Raw genomic sequence first — 4,963 nt, 5'->3', positions numbered from 1 at the left:
CATCATATATGGGAGAAATATAAAGATATCGCTAGGAAAAACAAGCTCACATCTACAGGGAAAAGACTGTATAAAGTACGTTGTTCAACTATAGAGCGAAGCTTTGCGGATGCCAAAGAACTACATGGCTACCGCTACGCCCGGTTTCGAGGGCTGAAGTCTGTCCAAATGCAAGCTTACCTCACCGCTGCTTGTCAAAACATGAAAAAAATAGCCCTCCATCTAACCAAAAAGGGGTTAGTGGCGGGCTATTTTTCTAACTTCTATTATTTTATATGGTTTTCTTTCACTAAAATCAAAAAATCCAGAGTGTTGGGAACCCCTAAAGGGTTTCCCAACACTCTGATAAGAAATAAAAAAACAGCTACATAGCAGCTGTTTTTTTATTTCTTTAACTTTTCTAATTTCCCATTCGAACGAGCGCTATTTCTTTCCGCTACCATTACACTTCTTTTTTGATCGATATAATCAAGCAATGTTCTATACTCTTCCTCATATACTGATAATCGCTCCAAAAGACTCTCTCTCTCTGTTTGTAACGATTCAATTTGCTGTTGCAACACCATTAAAGAGTTTTCATCTTTATAATTTTGCAAGAAATCAATAACATCATTCAATGTAATTGACGTAGGCTCTACTACCTTTGTCTCTTTTACTTCATAATTTTCTACTTTACGTAGTTGCTTCGCTTCTTCAATACGTTCTTTGTATTGCTTTCTAACGTAAGAATTCCATCTAAAGCCACATGCTGCTGGTGTACGAGATAAATGTCTTCCCACTTCTTTAAAGGCAGATAATTGCGTTCCACCTTCTCGAATATGCCGGAGTACTACTTCTGCCAGAAGCAAATCTTCATCATCAGTCCAAGCATCTTGTCTTGTTGTCGCCATCTCTCTAGTCCTCCCTATGCATTTTTTATTAAGCATATGCAGTTACTAGAAAAGATAGAATACAACAAATAAAGAATAAGACAAAAAAAATAAACGCAGAAGATATCTTCTACGTTTATTTTCCCGCAATTACTTGCTGATTACTTCTTTACCTTTGTAAGTACCGCATGCTTTACATACACGGTGAGCTAATTTCGCTTCACCACAGCTTGGGCACTCTACCATACCAGGTACTGATAATTTGAAATGCGTACGACGCTTTCTTTTTACTGTTTTAGAAGTTCTTCTAAAAGGTACAGCCATTCTTCCCACCTCCTTAAAAGAAATAGTTATTTTCATATGAAGGCCTAAACCAGTCTTCCGATTATTTGTCAAAAAACTTTGCAAGTCCTGCTAATCGTGGATCAACAGTCTTTTCTTTGTTTTCTTCCGAAATCACTTGCCAGTCTTGACCTTGCATCGGTGCTCCACCAGAAACATCATCACTGAAAATTTGCATTGGAATCTCCAAAAGTATATTTTCCTTGATTACGGACAGTAAGTCAAGTACTTCTCCTTCTAAACAATGAATTTCAGCTTCAGTTTCAAATTCTTCTTGTGAAGTTTGGAACACCTCAGTTGTTTTAATGTCAAATGGTAATGTCACATCTACTAAAGAGCGAGAACATGGTAAAACCATGCTTCCAGTTATATGTAGATGGAACGTAAACTTACCGGAGCCAAAATCAACTCTTCCTGTTACATGAGCAGGATTAATTTCACGAATATCTTTCTCGACCTCTTGTAGCTCACTTACATCTACCATCTCATCCAATGTCAATCCTTTATTTCTCAATTTATTCAATTGATGGATGGACCATTTCATATCATATCACCTCAAGGCAACAAACAAAATTATAGCTAGCCATTTTATATTTGTCAATGTTTTTTCTTTACACCTCTAAAGAGGCATTGTGTCCATTATGTGATAAAACGTGTATTCTTGTCCAGCTATATTTTCTATTTTAGACAAAATGGACATAAAGTAAATAATAAATGTGGTACAAATTGTGGTCAATGTGGTCTGCGTGGTCAAAAGAGAGTGGTCGTTTGCGATCACTCTCTTCTTATATATATTCCCATTTACTATCCCTGTTAACTCCTACAGAATTAAATTTCTTGAATTACATATACTTTTACAAACACATCATATTTCGCTGCCAGTTGTTCTAATTTCTTTTCTCTATATTTGGTTATGGTAAAGAAATGAATAACTGGCATTATAGTGTGGCTACAGATACCCACCGAAAAATTACTATAAACATTGAATTATCAACATTCGCCCTAGCTTTTCATTTTAAATTTACCGATAGATTTCGATATAAAACGAAAGATATGTGGGCAATTTGTGGGGGGAAACAAATTAATCTTCCACAAAACTTGGGATATGGTACCTTTTCAAATTTCATTTTATAACAAATAAAAATAAAAGAGCACAGCGTGTTAATAAAGTGGTTGCACACCTTATTAACCGTCCGCCTAACCTAGATAGGCAAACACTTGCTGTAACTCTTTATGTACCCCATTTTACCGTACATAAGGGTTCCTCCGCAACAGTTTGCTTACATTTTGTGGCATTCTGTTGCTTTTTTGTTTTCGGAGGAGACGAGCCCTTATGAAAAAATTGACTGCCTACAATGCAGATGTTCAAAAATATATGCAACAAAATCGATTAAGTACGCAAAAGAAATATGAGATTATTGATACTATGAGAAAACATATCAACGGTAAGAATCAAAACTTTGAAAATTTATTTCCTTCTCGATCTAAACGAAAAGATGTGATGGATTATATTATTTATTTGCTCTCAGGAAACGGTATCTGCAAAATTTCTGCTGAGACATTAGCTGATAAAGCTGACTGTTCCGTAAGAACTGTAACGAATACTGTTCGTGCATTAAAACAAACAGGGGAAATCCTGGTCGCTGGATTAGCTGATGGTAAGAAGCATACTAAGATTAGTAGTGTAGACCAAGGCATTGGTTCGCACTACTATTTTTTTATAGTAGAAGTGAAGAGAAGGTCGTGGGTATTTTGGGGTCCTGAATCCGTATGTAAAACTGACCTTCTTCACTTACCTTATTTGAATCAGTTTTTAGTATGTTGGTCTTCGAGATCGTGTATAAGAAATGAGAATAGATAAGTGTAAGTTGAAGACTTCAATTCCACCTGAGGAGGAGCTATATGAAACACGTTATTGCATTTGATGTCAGTATGGGTAAAAGCCATATGGTAATTTATAATGCACAAAAACAATGCGTATTCGAAAGTGAAATCAAGCATACTAAGCCTGATTTTAAAAAACTACAAGAAAAGATACATAAGCTTACAGATGAAAACGGCGAATCACCTGAAATTGTTTTCGAATCAACAGGCATCTATTCCAGGCAGCTAGAACGATTTATGCAAGATAATCAGTATACGTATTGTTTATTAAACCCATTAGAAGCCAAACTACAATGTGATTCCTTACGGATTCATAAGACCGATCGAAGCGATGCACACCGATTAGCTCTCACTCATTTCACAGTTACCCGAAGGGTATCTAATGGAACTAATCATTTATTCCATCAGTTACAATCTCTTTCTAGATTGTATAGCGAACTGGATAGTGAATTATCGATAATTCGTGGTCGTATGCATAAAGTAATCCAATTAACATTTCCTGAGTTGGAGAGAATGTTTACCAATAAATCGGATTTGTTTTTAAATTTTGTTCCATTATTCCCCCACCCAGATTGTATTTTAGGTCTTTCAAAAACCATTATAAAAAATCGTATTCGTGCCAACACCAATAAAAAAATATCAAATATTACAGCGGAGAAAAAAGCGATTCAAATACTTGAAATAGCGAAAACTTCCTATCCTGCTGTTTCTCAGAACGATGTCCTGTGTGATCAACTCAAATTATACGCAAGGCGTTATCAAGAGCTTCTTCACCAAAAAGAATGCTGTAGTAACAAGATGGTATATATAGCCAAGCAACGTGTAGAATACGATATCATTCTCAGTGTTCCTGGGATTGGACCGAATACTGCAGTACGCTTGATGGCTGAAATAGGAGATATTACTCGTTTTAACAATAACAAGCAACTCCATGCATTTGCTGGTATTGATATACGCCGTTTTCAATCAGGTAAAACTTTTTTTAAAGATAAAATCAATAAACGTGGAAATAAACATTTACGGAAACTCCTTTTCCTCCTCATCCAGAACATGATTAAACAACGACGTTACGGACAAAATCACATTGTTGAGTATTACGATAAATTAAAAACGCAACCCTATAACAAATGTCATAAAGTTGCGTCCATTGCATGTGTAAACCAGTTCTTGAAACTCCTCTTTCACCTCATTACACATGATATACACTATGATTATCGGTTAACGGCCTACTATCATAGTTTCATTCATCCTATCTCACCCCTAGTAAAAAAACGAGTATATATGAGGGGTCTTTGGTATGCATGATAACAAGTACTTGTTCATTCTGGTATTCACTTCAGTAAAAACCTAAAAATACAGGTTGACTAATCGTAAGAAAAATACCCCTGTCACAAACGGACAGGGATCGGAATAAAAACTTATAAACTTGGTGGGTTTACCGCTATACTTCGAGGACTCGAGAATCCACCGAGCGTAAAGACCACGCTGTTATTTGTACTATCTATCACGGAGACATTATTACTGTTGCCGTTCGCCACATACACTCGCTTCGCTGCCGCGTCCACTGCCACACCGTAAGGACTCGTGCCCACTGGGATTGTTACGCTAACCGTGTTATGTTCACTATCTATCACGGAGACATTATTACTGTTTATGTTCCCCACGTACACTCGCTTCGCTGCCGCGTCCACTGCCACAACGTAAGGATTCGTGCCTACTGGAATTGTTACGCTAACCGTGTTATGTTCACTATCGATCACAGAGACATTATTACTGTCGAAGTTCGTCACATACACTCGCTTCGCTGCCGCGTCCACTGCCACAACGTAAGGATTCGTGCCTACTGGAATTGTTACGCTAACCGTGTT

5 protein-coding genes and 3 pseudogenes are annotated in these 4,963 nt (G+C 37.0%); 3 read left to right on the top strand and 5 right to left on the bottom strand.

Going from position 1 to position 4,963, the window contains the following annotated elements:
* Positions 1 to 372: transposase (locus JDS99_RS29800; RefSeq protein WP_242475802.1), on the top strand; the 372-nt coding region annotated here is incomplete at its 5' end.
* A gap of 11 nt (positions 373 to 383) precedes the next feature.
* Here the strand turns inward: JDS99_RS29800 and JDS99_RS29795 are convergent.
* The 4 genes and pseudogenes from JDS99_RS29795 to JDS99_RS32865 form a co-directional block, all read right to left on the bottom strand.
* A complete protein-coding gene (locus JDS99_RS29795) occupies positions 384 to 890 on the bottom strand; it encodes an RsfA family transcriptional regulator (protein WP_000246481.1) in 507 nt (168 codons plus the stop codon).
* A 129-nt stretch (positions 891 to 1,019) separates the two neighbouring features.
* Positions 1,020 to 1,193 (bottom strand): 50S ribosomal protein L32, encoded by a 174-nt coding sequence (gene rpmF, locus JDS99_RS29790; RefSeq protein ID WP_001984764.1) that lies wholly within the window; start codon positions 1,191 to 1,193, stop codon positions 1,020 to 1,022.
* A gap of 61 nt (positions 1,194 to 1,254) precedes the next feature.
* Positions 1,255 to 1,755, bottom strand: coding sequence for a YceD family protein (locus JDS99_RS29785; protein WP_199696357.1), 501 nt, complete (start codon positions 1,753 to 1,755; stop codon positions 1,255 to 1,257).
* 284 nt (positions 1,756 to 2,039) lie between these two features.
* Positions 2,040 to 2,150: pseudogene (locus tag JDS99_RS32865) on the bottom strand (replication-relaxation family protein); the annotation flags it as partial.
* A 394-nt stretch (positions 2,151 to 2,544) separates the two neighbouring features.
* Between JDS99_RS32865 and JDS99_RS29780 the strand changes: the two are divergent.
* Both JDS99_RS29780 and JDS99_RS29770 read left to right on the top strand, forming a co-directional pair.
* Positions 2,545 to 2,874 (top strand): annotated as a pseudogene (locus JDS99_RS29780) (HTH domain-containing protein); the annotation flags it as partial.
* Positions 2,875 to 3,113: 239 nt separating this feature from the next.
* Positions 3,114 to 4,322, top strand: a pseudogene (locus tag JDS99_RS29770) (IS110 family RNA-guided transposase); the annotation flags it as partial.
* Positions 4,323 to 4,513: 191 nt separating this feature from the next.
* On the opposite strand, the gene JDS99_RS32695 reads toward JDS99_RS29770, so the two are convergent.
* Positions 4,514 to 4,885 carry a YncE family protein gene (locus JDS99_RS32695; protein WP_369413404.1) on the bottom strand — a complete coding sequence of 124 codons (372 nt, stop codon included), beginning with the start codon at positions 4,883 to 4,885 and terminating at the stop codon, positions 4,514 to 4,516.
* Between the last annotated feature and the right edge of the window lie 78 nt (positions 4,886 to 4,963).

The organism is Bacillus cereus group sp. N6, from assembly GCF_016483705.1.
In the GTDB taxonomy this organism is placed as follows: Bacteria; Bacillota; Bacilli; order Bacillales; family Bacillaceae_G; genus Bacillus_A; species Bacillus_A wiedmannii.
This window is presented reverse-complemented; position numbering and strand designations above follow the sequence as displayed.